Source organism: Roseburia porci (genome assembly GCF_009695765.1).
GTDB classification, from domain to species: domain Bacteria; phylum Bacillota; class Clostridia; order Lachnospirales; family Lachnospiraceae; genus Roseburia; species Roseburia porci.
Map to the genome: position 1 here is coordinate 102,018 of NZ_VUNI01000006.1, position 16,332 is coordinate 118,349.

Annotated in this window: 11 protein-coding genes; 9 read left to right on the forward strand and 2 right to left on the reverse strand. The window is 43.1% G+C overall.

Going from position 1 to position 16,332, the window contains the following annotated elements:
- Positions 1-13 precede the first annotated feature (13 nt).
- The 7 genes from FYJ75_RS05365 (at position 14) to FYJ75_RS05395 (ending at position 9,337) form a co-directional block, all read left to right on the forward strand.
- On the forward strand, positions 14-2,044 hold the full coding sequence (locus FYJ75_RS05365) for an aminopeptidase (RefSeq protein ID WP_154429432.1): 2,031 nt from the start codon (positions 14-16) through the stop codon (positions 2,042-2,044).
- Positions 2,045-2,062: 18 nt separating this feature from the next.
- Positions 2,063-2,569, forward strand: coding sequence for a 5-(carboxyamino)imidazole ribonucleotide mutase (gene purE / locus FYJ75_RS05370; protein ID WP_154429433.1), 507 nt, complete (start codon positions 2,063-2,065; stop codon positions 2,567-2,569).
- A gap of 173 nt (positions 2,570-2,742) precedes the next feature.
- The gene (purM, locus tag FYJ75_RS05375; RefSeq protein WP_154429434.1) at positions 2,743-3,768 is read left to right on the forward strand and encodes a phosphoribosylformylglycinamidine cyclo-ligase; all 1,026 of its coding nucleotides are present in this window, start codon (positions 2,743-2,745) and stop codon (positions 3,766-3,768) included.
- The gene (purN, locus tag FYJ75_RS05380) at positions 3,762-4,388 is read left to right on the forward strand and encodes a phosphoribosylglycinamide formyltransferase (protein ID WP_154429435.1); all 627 of its coding nucleotides are present in this window, start codon (positions 3,762-3,764) and stop codon (positions 4,386-4,388) included. The genes purM and purN overlap by 7 nt, the downstream gene beginning before the upstream one ends.
- 48 nt (positions 4,389-4,436) lie before the next feature.
- Positions 4,437-5,711 carry a phosphoribosylamine--glycine ligase gene (purD, locus tag FYJ75_RS05385; RefSeq protein ID WP_154429436.1) on the forward strand — a complete coding sequence of 425 codons (1,275 nt, stop codon included), beginning with the start codon at positions 4,437-4,439 and terminating at the stop codon, positions 5,709-5,711.
- A gap of 89 nt (positions 5,712-5,800) precedes the next feature.
- Entirely contained in the window at positions 5,801-7,960 is a 2,160-nt protein-coding gene (locus tag FYJ75_RS05390; protein WP_154429437.1) for an HAD-IA family hydrolase, read from the forward strand.
- A gap of 18 nt (positions 7,961-7,978) precedes the next feature.
- The gene (locus FYJ75_RS05395) at positions 7,979-9,337 is read left to right on the forward strand and encodes an NCS2 family permease (RefSeq protein ID WP_154429438.1); all 1,359 of its coding nucleotides are present in this window, start codon (positions 7,979-7,981) and stop codon (positions 9,335-9,337) included.
- 127 nt (positions 9,338-9,464) lie between these two features.
- Here FYJ75_RS05395 and FYJ75_RS05400 read toward each other — a convergent pair whose 3' ends face one another.
- The gene (locus tag FYJ75_RS05400; protein WP_154429439.1) at positions 9,465-11,363 is read right to left on the reverse strand and encodes an ABC transporter ATP-binding protein; all 1,899 of its coding nucleotides are present in this window, start codon (positions 11,361-11,363) and stop codon (positions 9,465-9,467) included.
- A complete protein-coding gene (locus FYJ75_RS05405) occupies positions 11,363-13,111 on the reverse strand; it encodes an ABC transporter ATP-binding protein (protein ID WP_154429440.1) in 1,749 nt (582 codons plus the stop codon). The genes FYJ75_RS05400 and FYJ75_RS05405 overlap by 1 nt, the downstream gene beginning before the upstream one ends.
- 201 nt (positions 13,112-13,312) lie before the next feature.
- Between FYJ75_RS05405 and FYJ75_RS05410 the strand changes: the two genes are divergently transcribed.
- Together FYJ75_RS05410 and nrdD are read left to right on the forward strand one after the other, a co-directional pair.
- On the forward strand, positions 13,313-13,852 hold the full coding sequence (locus FYJ75_RS05410) for a MarR family winged helix-turn-helix transcriptional regulator (protein WP_154429441.1): 540 nt from the start codon (positions 13,313-13,315) through the stop codon (positions 13,850-13,852).
- 190 nt (positions 13,853-14,042) lie between these two features.
- Entirely contained in the window at positions 14,043-16,271 is a 2,229-nt protein-coding gene (gene nrdD, locus FYJ75_RS05415; protein WP_154429442.1) for an anaerobic ribonucleoside-triphosphate reductase, read from the forward strand.
- Positions 16,272-16,332 lie beyond the last annotated feature (61 nt).

The following is a 16,332-nucleotide window of genomic DNA, read 5'->3' on the forward strand; positions in this document are numbered from 1 at the left end:
GTAAGGTGGCAAAATGAAATATCGGGAACTGATCAGTGAAACAAATGAAGAAATGAAAGAACGTCTGGAACTTGTAATGGATCGGGTAAAGGAGATTTCTGCAAACCCGGAGACAAAAGCACCGTATGATGCATATTACAGACAGGTGGCAGCGTATCTGACATTTCTTTATTCTGTTTATGAAAAAGCCTGTAGCGGGGAACTTTCACACATGTCAGAACGTGACGGAAAGGCCTGCAATGAGGCTTTATTTGCAGAGATTAAACAAGAAAATTATGAAACCAGTTTTGCGAATCCGGCGTATGCAGTCCGGATACTGGGAGAGGAATATGGACAGATTCTCAGTGCAGTTTATGCATCGGTAAGGAATACGGCAGCCTTTGTATTTGAAGGAAATTGTCAGTATCTTTGCATTTATGCGGAGCTTTTTGTGGAACTGCATACGTATTTTGAGAATCCGGATGAACTGACAAGAGAAGAAATCCGTCAGGCGGCATATTCTTTTGAACACGATTATTCAGAAGTGTTTAACGAGGATTCCGTAAAACGTCTGGTAGATCCGGATTATGATTATTACACGGATATCGTTATGAACTCGGATCTGACAGACCTCAGTTATCTGTATCGCTATGGACGCTATATCAGTGCGAACGAGACCGGAATCGCAGCGTTTTTAAATACGCTTCCACAGGAAGATATTCAGGCGATGGCAGACACCTATACAGAAGGATACCGTATTGGATTTGAAATGACCAGAAAAGATCTGAGTATCAAGGAAACCGTAGAGATCCGTTATCCGGTCGGATTTGAGCGTATGGTGCGCTGTGCGGTGAATAATTTTGCAAAACTGCATTTAAGACCGGTTATGAAACCATTTTCAACCGAGGCGAACAAACAGTATACCTATGATCACAGGGAAGATAAGGCGCTTTATCTGGATAAGGCTCTTGTTGAACGGGGACTCGAGGTATACCGCACTGTTTTTGAAAAGGTGAAGAAAAAGGCGGCTCTTTATGCGGGACCGGCGGTGATCGAAGTGTTTGGAGAGGAGCCATTTTCTCCGGTGACAAAGCAGGAAGCACCACATTTTAATGATAACCAGCAGCAGCTTCAGGTCTACCGTCAAAGCGAGTACAGCCAGATCATCAACCAGTATATTAAGGGTGAGGAACGGAGTTTTACGATTATTTCCTATCCCGTTCCGGAGATTGGGAACCAGTTTCGGGAGATCTTTGCGGAGACAGTAAAGATCAATACGTTAGATTACATGTTATATCGGGATATGCAGCAGAAGATCATTGATGTGCTTGATCGGGCAGATCATGTGCATATTCTTGGCGCAAATGGAAATAAAACAGATCTGATCGTGACAACGTATCCATTGACAGATCCGAAAACACAGACTTCCTTTGAAAACTGTGTGGCAGATGTGAATATTCCGGTAGGAGAAGTGTTTACTTCCCCGGTATTAAAAGGAACGACAGGCAAGCTTCATGTAAGTCAGGTATATCTGAACGGACTGAGCTATGAAAATCTGGAAATTGATTTTAAAGATGGAATGATCGAGCATTATACATGTACGAATTTTGCGGATGAAAAAGAAAACCAGAAATATATTAGGGATAATATTCTCTTTCATCATGATACACTTCCGATGGGTGAATTTGCGATCGGAACGAATACGGTTGCATATGTGATGGCACGCAAATATCACATTGCAGACAAACTGCCGATTCTGATCGCGGAAAAGACCGGTCCACATTTTGCAGTAGGAGACACCTGCTATACGTACTGTGAGGATACGGCAGTGTATAATCCGGATGGAAAAGAGATCGTTGCAAGAGACAATGAAGTATCACTTCTCCGGAAAGAAGATCCATCGAAAGTGTACTTTAACTGCCATACAGATATTACGATCCCATATGATGAACTTGACAAAATCACTGCAATCGGTAAAGATGGTATTAAAACAGATATCATATCGGGCGGCCGGTTTGTCGTTCCAGGAACGGAGACCTTAAATGTACCGCTGGATCATGAATAATAAGGAGGAACAAAAGTTATGGCACAGGTAGGTATTGTAATGGGCAGCGATTCAGATATGCCGGTTATGGCAAAGGCTGCAGATATTTTAGAAAAGCTTGGTGTAAGCTATGAGATGACGATCATTTCAGCACACAGAGAGCCGGACGTATTTTTTGAGTATGCAAAGAGCGCAGAAGCCAAAGGCTTTAAAGTAATTATTGCAGGTGCAGGAATGGCCGCTCATCTTCCGGGAATGTGTGCAGCAATCTTCCCAATGCCGGTTATCGGTATTCCAATGCATACCACATCCCTGGGTGGAAGAGATTCCTTATACAGCATTGTACAGATGCCAACAGGTATTCCGGTTGCAACAGTCGCAATCAATGGCGGTGCAAATGCCGGAATCCTTGCAGCAAAGATCCTTGCAACAAGTGATCCGGAGCTCCTTCAGAGATTAAAGGATTACTCCAAAGATCTGAAAGAGCAGGTTGAGGCAAAAGATGCACATCTGCAGGAAGTTGGATATAAGAATTATTCCAAATAAGGACCAAAAAGCATTGCCGCTGTCGGATTGACGGGGCAATGCTTTTCTTGTTTTCTGATATTAGGTATACTAATAAATTAGATTATTATATATAATTGGAAATAATAAGAGTTTCAAGCTATACTATAGAAGTAATAACGGTAAAATGAACGTTTATAACAGGAGGAAACAAAATGGATTACAAGAATTCAGGTGTAGATATTGAAGCAGGATACGAATCAGTCGAACTGATGAAGAAATATGTTCAGGGAACGATGAGACCAGAAGTATTAACAGGACTTGGCGGATTTTCCGGAGCATTTTCCATGGCTGCACTCAAGGATATGGAGAACCCAGTGCTTCTTTCCGGAACTGACGGATGTGGTACAAAGGTGAAGCTTGCTTTCATTATGGATAAACACGATACCATCGGAATTGATGCAGTTGCAATGTGTGTAAACGATGTTGCATGTGCAGGTGGTGAGCCATTATTCTTCCTTGACTATATTGCATGTGGTAAGAACTACCCAGAGAAGATCGCAACAATCGTAAGTGGTGTTGCTGAGGGATGTAAACAGTCCGGCTGTGCATTGATCGGTGGAGAGACCGCAGAACATCCGGGACTTATGCCGGAAGACGAGTATGATCTTGCAGGATTTGCAGTAGGTGTGGTAGACAAGAAAGACATTATCACAGGTGCAGATGTAAAAGCAGGGGATGTGCTGATCGGTATGGCTTCTTCCGGAGTACATTCCAATGGATTTTCTCTTGTACGTAAGATCTTTAAGATGGACAAGGAAACATTAAATACCTATCATGAAGAATTAGGAACAACACTTGGTGAGGCACTTTTAGCTCCAACAAGAATTTATGTAAAAGCACTTCGTTCAATCAAGGACGCAGGTGTACGTGTAAAAGCATGCAGCCACATCACAGGTGGTGGATTCTACGAGAATGTTCCACGTATGCTTCCGGAAGGAAAACATGCTGTCATTGAGAAGAACAGCTATCCAATTCCACCGATCTTTACAATGATGGCACGTGAAGGCCAGGTAGAAGAGAAAATGATGTATAATACTTATAATATGGGACTTGGAATGGTACTTGCAGTAGATCCGGCTGATGTGGACAAGACAATGGAAGCAATCAAAGCAGCAGGAGATACTCCTTACGTAGTAGGTAAGATTACAGATGGAGAAAAGGGTGTAACTTTATGCTAAAACTTGCAGTGTGTGTATCGGGTGGTGGAACAAACCTTCAGGCCATCATGGATGCCATTGACAATGGAACGATCACGAATGCCAGAATCGAAGTTGTGATCAGTAATAATAAAAATGCATATGCGCTGGAACGTGCGAAGAAACATGGAATCCAGTCCGTGTGCATCTCTCCGAAAGATTATGAAAGCCGCGAAGCATTTAATCAGAATTTTCTTGCAAAACTGGATTCTTATCAGGTCGATCTGGTCGTACTCGCAGGATTCCTTGTTGTAATCCCGGAGGCAATGATAAAGAGTTACAGAAACCGGATCATCAATATTCATCCGTCACTGATCCCGTCGTTCTGCGGAACCGGATATTATGGACTTAAGGTTCATGAAGGAGTGTTAAACAGAGGCGTAAAAGTGACCGGCGCAACGGTACACTTTGTGGATGAAGGAACGGACACAGGCCCGATTATTTTACAGAAGGCCGTGGAAGTAAAACAGGACGATACACCGGAAGTACTTCAGAGACGTGTTATGGAGCAGGCGGAATGGATCATTATGCCAAAGGCAATCGATCTGATCGCAAACGGACGTGTTACGGTAAGTGACGGACATGTACGGATCCATGAATAATATTTTGAAAATAACAAATAAATAATTGCGAAAGAAAGGACAAATCATATGAAAGTTCTTGTAGTTGGAAGCGGCGGACGTGAACATGCAATTGTAACATCCGTAGCAAAAAGCAAACGTGTAGATAAAATTTATTGTGCACCGGGAAATGCCGGAATTGCAGCACTTGCAGAATGCGTACCGATCGGTGCAATGGAATTTGACAAACTGGTAGATTTTGCAAAGGAAAAGGCAATTGATTTTACAATCGTTGGAATGGATGATCCATTGGTTGGTGGAATCGTAGACCGTTTTGAAGCAGAAGGCTTAAAAGTTTTCGGACCACGCAAAAATGCAGCAATCTTAGAGGGATCAAAAGCATTTTCCAAAGATCTCATGAAAAAATACAATATTCCAACAGCTGCTTATGAGAATTTTACAGATCCGGAGGAAGCACTGAAATATCTTGAGACCGCAAAGATGCCGATCGTATTAAAGGCAGACGGTCTTGCACTTGGAAAAGGTGTACTGATCTGCAACACACTTGAGGAAGCAAAAGCAGGTGTGAAGGAGATCATGGAAGATAAAAAGTTTGGAACTGCCGGAAATACCATGGTTGTGGAAGAATTCATGACTGGACGTGAAGTATCTGTTCTTTCTTATGTCGATGGTAAAACCATTAAGATCATGTCTTCCGCACAGGATCACAAACGTGCGAAAGATGGCGATCAGGGACTGAATACAGGTGGAATGGGTAACTTCTCACCAAGCCCGTTCTACACACCGGAAGTGGATGCATTCTGCCAGAAATACATCTATCAGGCAACGGTAGATGCAATGGCAAAAGAGGGAAGACCGTTTACCGGAGTTATATTCTTTGGACTGATGCTGACAGAGGACGGACCTAAGGTATTAGAGTACAATGCCCGGTTTGGTGATCCGGAGGCACAGGTTGTTCTTCCACGTATGAAAAATGACATCATCGATGTAATGGAAGCATGTGTGGATGGCAGATTAGACACGATCGATCTTCAGTTTGAGGATAATGCAGCGGTATGTGTGGTACTTGCATCCGATGGTTATCCGGTAGCTTACGAAAAAGGATTTGAGATTACAGGTCTTGAAAAATTTGAGAATAAGGATGATTATTTCTGTTTCCATGCTGGAACCAAATTTGATGAGAACGGAAAAATCGTTACAAACGGAGGCCGTGTACTTGGAATTACAGCCACAGGAAAAGACTTAAAAGAAGCCAGAAAGAAAGCTTATGAAGCAACTGAATGGGTTCAGTTTAAAAATAAATATATGCGTCATGATATTGGCAAAGCCATCGATGAGGTGTAAAATAAAAGAATTCGAAACAAAGAGGTTCGCTCTGTATGGAGAGAGCCTCTTTTGTATCGGATAATTGGTAAAGAGAGGAACAAAGATTCATGAGCAGAACATCAGAAGAATTTTTGAAATATCTGGATCAGATGAAGCAGTATGACCATGTACTGACGCTGCTTTACTGGGATATGAGAACCGGGACACCACCGAAAGGACAGGATGGACACATCAAAGCACTCACGCATTTTTCAATGGAGCAGTTTAAACTGGAGCGGGATCCGAAAGTGGAAGAAATGTTAGAGACATTATCACAGCCGGATGAGTATAAACAGCTTAAACCGCAGATCCAGTTTACTGTGACAAGGATGAAGGAAGAACTGGATAAGAGAAAAAGAATTCCGGAACAGTTTTATGAGGCGTTTGTAGAAGAACAGGCGTTATCAGAATCCGCATGGGAGGAAGCCAAAAAGGCAGATGATTATTCGATATTTGCCCCACATCTGGAGAAAATGATCCAGATGACAGAGCAGATGGCGGGATATACGGACCCGGGAAAAGATGTGTACGATGTTCTCGTGGACAAGTATGAGCGTGGAATGGATACAAAAACGATCGACCGGTTGTTTGAGGATCTGAAAGCAGAGCTGATCCCGCTTGTAAAAGAGATACTTGCTGCACCGCAGCCGGATGAGAAGAAGTTCACAAGATCTATCCCAAAAGCGGAGCAGGAAGCCGCATGTGAGCTTCTGCTGGACTATATTGGTTTTCAAAAAGATGCGGGAACCATGGCGGAAAGTGAGCATCCATTCACACTGAATTTCAGTCAGGATGATGTGAGAATCACGAACCACTATTATGATAAGAATGCGATATCAGCGCTATACAGTGCAATCCATGAGGGCGGACATGCCATTTTTGAGCAGAATGTCAATCCGGATTATGAGGGAACCAAGGCAGAGAGCTGCGAGTATATGGGGATTCATGAGAGCCAGTCGCGTTTTTACGAGAATATCCTTGGAAGAAATAAGAATTTCTGGGTTCCAATCTATGAGAAACTCTGTGCATGCATTCCGGAATATCAGGATATCTCACTGAATGAATTTTATCATGAGATCAATCATGTCAGAAACAGCCTGATCCGTACGGAAGCGGATGAAGTGACCTATTGCTTCCACATCATATTACGTTATGAGATCGAGAAGGAGATCTTCCGCAATCATGTACCGGTAGATCGTCTGCCGGAGATCTGGCGTAATAAAATGCAGGAATACCTTGGCATCTGTCCAAAGAGTGATGCAGAGGGAATTTTACAGGATATGCACTGGTCAGACGGTTCGTTTGGATATTTTCCATCGTACCTTCTGGGCTCAATCTACGATGGCATGTATTTGGAGCAGATCGAAAAAGAACTTGGTTCTGTGGATGAGATCCTTGCATCCGGAGAGATCGCAAAGATTACACATTGGCTGAACGAAAAGATCCACAGGTACGGAAGCATACGGGAACCGAAGGAAGTGATCCAGGCAGTCTGCGGCATAGAAGTCAGTGCAGCGCCGCTTATCCGGTATTTTAAAAAGAAATATCGCAGAGTTTACCGGTTAGAAGAACAGCCAAAGATGGGAATTCTCTTTGATATGGACGGCACCCTGTGGGATTCCGCAGAAAATGTCGCAAAGTCATGGGATGAAGTAGTACAGGAATGCGGTTATACGCAGTTTCATATCGCAACAGAGGATATCAAAGGTGTCATGGGAAAAACCATGGATGTTATTGCAGAGCTTCTTTTCCCGGGCATTGAGCCAAAAGAGAGAGCTGAACTTTTGCAAAAATGTGGCGCCCGCGAAAATGGCTATTTAAGAGAGCATGGAGGCACCCTTTATCCGGAGATTCGAAAGACCATGGAAAAATTAAAGGAAATGGGTTATCACCTTTATATTGTAAGCAACTGTCAGTCGGGATATATCGAGGCATTTCTCGATCATTATCAGTTCCACGATCTTGTGGAGGACATCGAATGCTATGGCAATAACTTAAAACAAAAGGGCGACAATATCGCACTTCTGACAGCGAGAAATGATCTTTCCGATGCGGTATATGTAGGAGATATCCAGGGAGATTACGATGCAACCATGCATGCAGGTCTTACTTTCATCCATGCAGCATATGGCTTCGGCCAGATCAAAGAGAAAACTGCTGCAATTGAAGCCTTTACGGAGCTTCCACAGATCATCCCATCTGTGTTACCAATAGAGAAGTTCAAATAAAAGAAGAGGAGTATGGATATGTTAGAAAAACTATTCAAACTGAAGGAAAACAACACCAATGTCCGGACAGAAGTCATCGGTGGAATTACAACCTTCATGACAATGGCCTATATTCTGGCTGTTAACCCAACAATTCTGTCAGCATCCGGAATGGACAAAAATGCAATTCTGATGGCAACTGCAATTGCAGCATTTATCGGAACCATGGTAATGGCATTCCTTGCCAATTATCCATTTGCACTTGCTCCGGGACTTGGACTGAATGCTTATTTTGCTTATACAGTATGTGGCAAAATGGGATATTCATGGCAGATCGCCCTGCTTGCAGTATTTGCAGAGGGTATTATTTTCATCGTATTATCATTGACAAATGTACGTGAAGCAATCTTCAATGCAATTCCAAAGACATTGAAAGTCGGTGTATCGGTTGGTATCGGTCTGTTTATCGCATTTATTGGTTTACAGGGTGGACACCTGATTGTGAATGATGATTCTACACTGGTAACGATCGTTGATTTTACAGAGAATTTCCATACAACAGGAATCTGTGCACTTCTTTGTGTGATCGGTCTGTTCATAATCGCAATTCTTCATACAAAGAATGTAAAAGGCTCTATTCTGATCGGTATCATTGTAACTTGGATTCTTGGTATGATCTGTCAGGCAGCCGGAATCTATGTGGTTGATGCAGAAAATGGATTTTATTCCTTATTCCCATCATGGTCAAGCTTTGACCTGACTTCGATCGGAGAGACATTCGGACAGTGTTTTAAAGCAGACGTTTCTTCTATCAATGCACTTGATTTCATTGTTATTATTTTTGCATTCTTATTTGTTGATATGTTTGATACATTAGGAACCCTGATCGGTGTTGCAAACAAAGCAGATATGCTGGATAAGGATGGAAAACTTCCAAATATCAAACAGGCATTGCTGGCAGATGCAATTGCTACATCTGCAGGTGCAGTACTTGGTACCTCTACAACAACAACATTTGTAGAGAGTTCTTCCGGTGTAGCCGAAGGCGCAAGAACAGGTCTTGCATCTGTTGTAACAGGTTTCCTGTTTTTAATTGCAATTTTCTTATCCCCGATCTTTGTTGCAATTCCTGGATTTGCAACAGCTCCGGCTTTGATCTTTGTAGGATTTTTAATGGTCAGCGCAGTTGCTGATATCGATTTCAAAGATCCGACAGAAGCAATTCCGGCATACCTCTGCCTGATCGCTATGCCACTTGCATACAGCATTTCAGAAGGTATCGCAATCGGTGTAATTTCTTATGTTGTAATCAACGTTGTATGTGGAAAAGCAAAGAAAGTTACTCCACTTATGTATGTACTTGCAGTCTTATTTGTACTCAAATACATTTTGCTGTAAACAGACGTAAGTCATACGAAAACAGGGTATAATAGATATATGAATAATCACAAACCCCGCCATATTGAGGCTGTTGCTTCAATATGGCGGTGTTTTGATTAACTGGAGATTTTATCCAGATTTCTGATTATATTTCAGCGCTCATACCAGTATATAGCTGATAGTATTTTCCTTTTTTCTCGATCAGCTGATCGTGGTTACCGCGTTCGATTACGCGTCCCTGCTCCAGAACGATGATACAGTCGCTGTTTTTTACAGTGGAAAGACGATGGGCAATGATGAAAGTGGTTCTTCCCTTCATCAGCTTATCCATACCTTCCTGAACGATGCGTTCGGTACGGGTGTCGATCGAGCTTGTTGCTTCATCGAGGATCAGAACCGGAGGATCTGCAATTGCGGCTCTGGCGATTGCAAGCAGCTGTCTTTGTCCCTGACTTAAATTGGCACCGTCACCTTTTAAGATGGTGTGATAACCGTCTGGAAGCTGATGGATGAACGTATCTGCGTTGGCAAGCTTTGCAGCGGCATATACTTCCTCATCGGTAGCATCCAGCTTGCCGTATCGGATATTATCCATGACGGAAGCGGTAAACAGGTGGGTATCCTGTAAAACAATACCAAGCGAATGGCGCAGATCAGCTTTTTTGATCTTGTTGATGTTGATACCGTCATATCGGATCTTACCGTCCTGGATATCGTAAAAACGGTTGATCAGGTTGGTGATCGTGGTCTTTCCTGCACCGGTGGAACCGACAAAGGCGATTTTCTGACCAGGCGTTGCATAAAGGTTTACATTATGAAGAACAATTTTATCCGGATTATAACCAAAGTCAACATCATCAAATACGACATCTCCGGTCAGTTTGATATAATCGACCGAGCCATCTGCCTGATGTGTATGCTTCCATGCCCATACACCGGTGTGCTCCGGAGTTTCGGTGAGTACACCGTTTTCTTCCTTTGCATTGACAAGTGTGACATATCCGTTGTCTTCTTCCGGTTTCTCATCCAGAAGAGAGAAGATCCGTTCACAGCCTGCAAGTGCCATAATGATACTGTTAAACTGCTGGGAAATCTGGTTGATCGGCATACTGAAGCTCTTGTTGAAAGTCAGAAAACTTGCAAGTTTACCAAGTGTAAAACCACCAAATCCGCCAAGTGCAAGAAGTCCGCCGACCATGGCACATAATACGTAGCTGGCATTTCCAATCTGTGCGTTTACCGGTCCAAGATAATTGGCGTAGCGGTTGGCGTTATAGGCACTGTCAAAAAGTTCATCATTTAAAACATTGAACGCTTCAATGTTTTCTTCCTCATGATTGAATACCTTTACGACTTTCTGTCCGTTCATCATTTCTTCAATGAATCCGTTGACACGTCCGAGATTTTCCTGCTGGGCAAGGAAGTAACGGCTGCTGTATCCGGCAAATTTTCCGGTCACAAAGATTGTGATTCCGACCATGACAAGTGTAAGCAGAGTCAGCGGAACATTTAAGATCAGCATCATGATGAAAACACCGACAATGGTAATTGCGGAGTTGATCATCTGAGGCATACTCTGGCTGATCATCTGGCGGAGCGTATCAATATCGTTTGTGTAAACAGACATGATATTTCCGTGAGCGTGTGTATCGAAATAGCGGATCGGTAGATCCTGCATATGGTCAAAAAGCTGGTCACGCATTTCTTTGATCGTTCCCTGCGATACATAGATCAGAATCTTGGAATAACCGTAAGCTGCAAGGATACCAAGTGCATAGAAGCTTCCAACACGGGTAAGCGCTGCAAGTAACGGCGCAAAATCCGGAGTTTTCTGACCGAGCAGAGGGGTAATGTAATTGTCGATCAGTGTCTGCATGAACATGGTTCCCTGAATGTTTGCTGCAACACTGATGAAAATCAGAATTACGACAGCGATGCATTGGATCGCATATCTCTGAAAGACAAATCCCATCAGACGGAGAAAGAGTCTGCCTGGATTTTTAATTTTGGCTTTTGGGCCTTGTGGTCCTCTTGGTCCTGGCATTATGCTGCACCTCCTTCATCAAAATCACCGCCGCCTTTCGTCTGTGATTCATAGACATCGCGGTAAATTGCATTTGTGTTTAATAATTCTTCATGGGTTCCAAATCCATCCAGTTTTCCATCGTTTAAGACGATAATATGGTCTGCATCCTGAACGGATGAGATACGCTGGGCGATAATGAATTTGGTTGTGCCCGGGATTGCTTCACGGAAAGCTTTCCGGATCCTGGCATCTGTAGCAGTATCAACGGCACTTGTACTGTCGTCAAGGATCAGGATCTTTGGTTTCTTCAAAAGTGCACGTGCGATACAAAGACGCTGTTTCTGTCCGCCGGATACGTTGGTTCCGCCCTGTTCAATGTGGGTGTTGTATTGATCCGGGAACTGCTGGATGAATTCGTCGGCGCAGGCCTGACGACATGCCTCAATGCATTCCTCATCCGTGGCATTTTTGTTTCCCCAGCGGAGATTGTCGAGGATCGTTCCGCTGAACAATACATTATTCTGGAGAACAACAGATACCTGATTGCGGAGTGATTTCATATCGTAATCACGGACATCTTTTCCACCGACATATACGGCACCTTCGTTGACATCATAAAGACGGCTGATCAGGTTGACCAGACTGGATTTGGAACTTCCGGTTCCACCGACGATACCGATCGTTTCGCCGGACTGGATCGTTAAATTAATATCATTAAGCACCGGTGTCTCGCTTGTGGCAGAATAGCTGAACGTTACATGATCAAAACGTACAGAACCGTCAGAAACCTCATAGACAGGATGCTCTGGATTTTTCAGTGCACATTCTTCCGTCAGCACTTCACAGATTCTTTTTGCGCTGGCTCCACTCATGGAAATCATAACGAAGACCATGGAGAGCATCATAAGACTCATCAAAATGTTCATACAATATGTAAGAAGTGCCATCAGATCACCGGTCTTAAGAGAGCCGCCTACGACCATTTTGGCACCGACCCAGCTGATCAGGATAATGCAGCTGTATACGGTAAACTGCATAAGAGGTGTATTCCACACAACGACATTCTCGGCTTTTACGAGGAGCTTACGGATGTTGGCACTTGCCTTTTTGAATTTCTCTTTCTCGAAATTCTCGCGGACATAAGCTTTTACAACGCGGATTGCAGAGACATTTTCCTGAACGCTTTCATTCAGGTCGTCGTATTTTACAAATGCCTGCTGGAAATAACGCATTGCAGTTAATGTGATCAGGATTAAAAGGCCACCGAGGATGATAACTGCGATCAGATAAATGGATGCGATCCGTGGACTGATAAAAAATGACATCGCCATTGCACAGATCAGACTGGCAGGGGCACGCATACACATACGAAGGATCATCTGGTATGCATTCTGACAGTTCGTGACATCCGTGGTAAGTCTTGTGACAAGACCGGAAGTATTGTATTTGTCGATGTTGGCAAAAGAAAATGTCTGAATACGTTCAAACATGGCTTTTCTTAAGTTACGTCCGAGTCCCATGGAAGCCTTTGCACCAAAACGGGCACCCAGGCAGCCGAATGTCAGGCTTAAAAGAGCAGCTGCGATCATCCAGATCCCGGTAATGTAGATGTGATGGGTATCACCTTTGTTTACACCATCGTCGATGATCGATGCCATCAGAAGAGGAATGATCGTTTCCATCAGAACTTCGAGTAACATAAAGACAGGAGTAGCAATTGAGGCGTTTTTATATTCCTTGATTTGTGCTCCCAGTGTTTTTAGCATAAAATCCCTTCTTTCCATAATATTTTACAGATATTTGTTACGATAAAAGGGCAGTCCTGTGAAAACAAGACTGCTATGTATTTCGAAAAAAATATCTTGATTTTTAAAAGTTAGTGTGCTAACAATATAGTTATAATACGAAAAAATTTATTTGTCAATCTGTAATTATCTGCAGACGGATAGAATACGAGGAGAACAGATATGAGTCAACAGCAAAATTTGGAAAGAAAAGTATCACAACCGATGAGTCTGCAATGTCCACCGGACTTTGAACCGGAGAAGACTTACGGACACAAATTCCGTATGCTTCACAACGGGATCGAGAAATTTATGGAGATCAGACGGGGGAAAAACGAAGAGGTTCTTACCAGTGTGCAATGTGCGACGCTGCGTTACCTGATCCAGAGAGAACGAAATGGACAGGAGGTGTTCCAGAAGGATATTGAAGCTGCATTTTCCATTCGTGGTGCGACAGCAACTAATATTTTAAAAGGAATGGAAAAAAAGGGACTGATCGAGCGGATACCGACGGAATATGATGCAAGATTAAAGCGGATCATCCTTACAGATCTCGCATATGAGGGGGACCAGAAGGCAAAGTGCAATGTTTACCGGATGGAGCAGACGATCGTAAAAGGGATGACGGATGAGGAAGCATGTCTGTTTAACGATCTGCTGGAGCGAGCCTTACATAATGTGGAAGAACTCTGCTGTTTTGAGGAAAAAGGAGAATCGAAGTAAAATTTACTCTTATCTGATAATTTAAGGAATTATTTCAAAAAGCGTCGCAAAATCATAGATTGTGACGCTTTTTGCGTGTTTTGCATGTCAATGTCAGACCACATAATCTAGTTAAATAATATTGACAATAACACTAGATATTGTATAATTGAATCAGTGATGAGAAATATGAGAGAGGATGTATGAAACGATGAAGATTATTAAGCGTAGCGGAAGCGAAGACGTATTTGATGCTGCAAAGATCGTTGCAGCGATCAGAAAAGCGAATGAATCCGTCATCGATTACGAGAAATTAGGGGATGAACAGATTCGGAAAATCGCAGACAATGTTGAGGTTGCCTGTGAGAATATGAAGCGTTCTCCAAGTGTGGAGGAGATTCAGGATATGGTGGAGAACCAGCTGATGAATCACCGTGCGTTTAATGTTGCACGTAACTATATTACGTATCGCTATAAGAGAGCACTGGTACGTAAATCAAACTCAACAGATGAACAGATCCTAAGCCTTTTAGAGTGCAATAATGAGGAGGTAAAACAGGAGAATTCCAATAAGAATCCGACGGTAAACAGTGTTCAGCGTGATTATATGGCAGGCGAGGTCAGCAAAGATATCACAAGGCGTTTCCTTTTGCCTGAGGATATTGTGGAAGCACATGAGAAAGGAATGATTCATTTCCATGATGCCGATTATTTTGCACAGCATATGCACAACTGCTGTCTGGTCAATCTGGAAGATATGCTTCAGAACGGAACGGTTATTTCAGAGACCATGATTGACCGGCCAAAGAGCTTCTCGACCGCATGTAACATTGCAACACAGGCAATTGCGCAGATTGCAAGTTCCCAGTACGGAGGACAGAGTATCTCACTTGCACATCTGGCACCGTTTGTTCAGGTGAGCCGTGAGAAGTTCCGTAAACAGGTTGCATCGGAATTCGAGGCAATTGGACTGGAACTGGATGAAGAGCGTATCAATGAGGTCGCAGAGCTTCGTGTAAAAGAAGAGATCAACCGTGGTGTCCAGATGATCCAGTATCAGGTCATTACACTTATGACGACGAATGGACAGGCTCCGTTTATTACGGTGTTCATGTATCTGAATGAAGTACAGGACCCGCAGACAAGAGCCGATCTTGCTGCAATCATTGAGGAGATGCTGCATCAGAGAATCAAAGGCGTGAAGAATGAGAAGGGGGTATTTATCACCCCGGCATTCCCAAAACTGATCTATGTTCTGGAAGAGGACAATATTACCGAAGACTCTCCATACTGGTATCTGACAAAACTCGCTGCAGAATGTACTGCAAAACGTATGGTTCCGGATTATATTTCTGAGAAGAAGATGAAAGAACTTAAGGTAGACAAGAACGGAGAAGGACATTGCTATACCTGCATGGGATGCAGAAGTTTCCTGACTCCATATGTTGATCCTGAGACCAACAAACCAAAATACTATGGTCGTTTTAACCAGGGTGTTGTAACAATCAACCTTGTGGATGTTGCATGTTCATCCGGAAGAGATATGGATAAATTCTGGAAGATCTTTGATGAAAGACTGGATTTGTGTTACCGTGCACTGATGTGCAGACACAAACGTCTGCTCGGAACACCTTCGGATGTAGCACCAATTCTGTGGCAGAATGGTGCGCTTGCAAGACTGAAGAAAGGCGAGACTATCGATAAGCTTTTATTCGGTGGATACTCTACAATCTCACTCGGTTACGCAGGTTTGTGTGAATGTACCCGCTATATGAAAGGCGTATCACATACAGATCCGGAAGGAACACCATTTGCGCTTGAAGTTATGCAGCATCTGAATGATGCATGCCAGAAGTGGAAAGAGAAGGAGAACATGGACTTCAGTCTGTATGGAACTCCACTGGAATCCACAACATATAAATTCGCAAAATGCCTGCAGAAACGTTTTGGAATTATCCCGGGTGTAACCGATAAAAACTATATTACAAACAGCTATCATGTTCATGTAACAGAAGAAATGAATGCGTTTGACAAGCTGAAATTCGAATCCCAGTTCCAGGAGTTATCTCCGGGAGGAGCGATCAGCTACGTTGAAGTTCCAAATATGCAGAATAATATTGATGCGGTACTTGCAGTTATGCAGTATATTTACGAGAATATTATGTATGCAGAACTTAACACCAAGAGCGATTACTGCCAGGTGTGCGGATATGACGGAGAGATCAAGATCGTCGAGGAAGAAGGCTCAGGTAAGCTGATCTGGGAATGCCCGAACTGCGGGAACCGTGATCAGGACAAGATGAGTGTTGCCCGCCGTACCTGTGGTTATATCGGAACACAGTTCTGGAATCAGGGACGTACACAGGAGATCAAAGAACGTGTACTTCATCTTTCTACTCCGGAATTTGATGCAGAGATGAATCCAAACGCGGAGAAATAGGAATCTAAATAAAACAGATTATGGAAAAGACCGGAGATAAAACATCCGGTCTTTTGATATA

Bases quoted from the DNA above. Each gene is read 5' to 3' on its own strand.
- FYJ75_RS05365 (WP_154429432.1), top strand. From the start codon at position 14: ATGAAATATCGGGAACTGATCAGTGAAACAAATGAAGAAATGAAAGAA.
- purE (WP_154429433.1), top strand. From the start codon at position 2,063: ATGGCACAGGTAGGTATTGTAATGGGCAGCGATTCAGATATGCCGGTT.
- purM (WP_154429434.1), top strand. From the start codon at position 2,743: ATGGATTACAAGAATTCAGGTGTAGATATTGAAGCAGGATACGAATCA.
- purN (WP_154429435.1), top strand. From the start codon at position 3,762: ATGCTAAAACTTGCAGTGTGTGTATCGGGTGGTGGAACAAACCTTCAG.
- purD (WP_154429436.1), top strand. From the start codon at position 4,437: ATGAAAGTTCTTGTAGTTGGAAGCGGCGGACGTGAACATGCAATTGTA.
- FYJ75_RS05390 (WP_154429437.1), top strand. From the start codon at position 5,801: ATGAGCAGAACATCAGAAGAATTTTTGAAATATCTGGATCAGATGAAG.
- FYJ75_RS05395 (WP_154429438.1), top strand. From the start codon at position 7,979: ATGTTAGAAAAACTATTCAAACTGAAGGAAAACAACACCAATGTCCGG.
- FYJ75_RS05400 (WP_154429439.1), bottom strand. From the start codon at position 11,363: ATGCCAGGACCAAGAGGACCACAAGGCCCAAAAGCCAAAATTAAAAAT.
- FYJ75_RS05405 (WP_154429440.1), bottom strand. From the start codon at position 13,111: ATGCTAAAAACACTGGGAGCACAAATCAAGGAATATAAAAACGCCTCA.
- FYJ75_RS05410 (WP_154429441.1), top strand. From the start codon at position 13,313: ATGAGTCAACAGCAAAATTTGGAAAGAAAAGTATCACAACCGATGAGT.
- nrdD (WP_154429442.1), top strand. From the start codon at position 14,043: ATGAAGATTATTAAGCGTAGCGGAAGCGAAGACGTATTTGATGCTGCA.